Origin of the sequence: Streptomyces sp. SID9727 (genome assembly GCF_010550605.1) — a bacterium.
Lineage (GTDB): Bacteria > Actinomycetota > Actinomycetes > Streptomycetales > Streptomycetaceae > Streptomyces.
Map to the genome: position 1 here is coordinate 1 of NZ_JAAGNI010000170.1, position 359 is coordinate 359.

Below are 359 nucleotides of genomic sequence, written 5' to 3' on the forward strand. Positions count from 1 at the left end.
CGCGCAGCAGGCCACCAGCCTCCCCGCCCAGAGCCCCCTGTTCACCTCCCTGCTCAACTACCGACACAGCCAGCCGAGTTCTGGCTCCGCGCGCGGGCATCTCCCGGAGACTGGGGTTGCCGGGATCGAAATCCTCCAGGCCTCCGAGGGCAACAACTATCCGTTGACGGCTTCGGTTGACGACACTGGGACTGGGTTCCGGTTGGTGGTGCAGGCGGTTGCTCCGATTGATTCGGAGATGGTGTGCGGGTTGCTGCACACGGTGGTGGAGAACCTGGTGGGTGTGCTGGAGGAGTCTCCGGGTACTGCGCTGGACCGGATTCCGGTTCTGGATGCTGGTCAGCAGGAGCGGTTGTTGT

The 359-nt window shown here is 64.3% G+C and carries 1 protein-coding gene; it reads left to right on the forward strand.

Annotated elements, in window-relative coordinates; genetic code table 11:
- On the forward strand, positions 1 to 359 hold a 359-nt coding region (locus G3I41_RS11225; RefSeq protein WP_164400054.1), incomplete at both ends, for a hypothetical protein.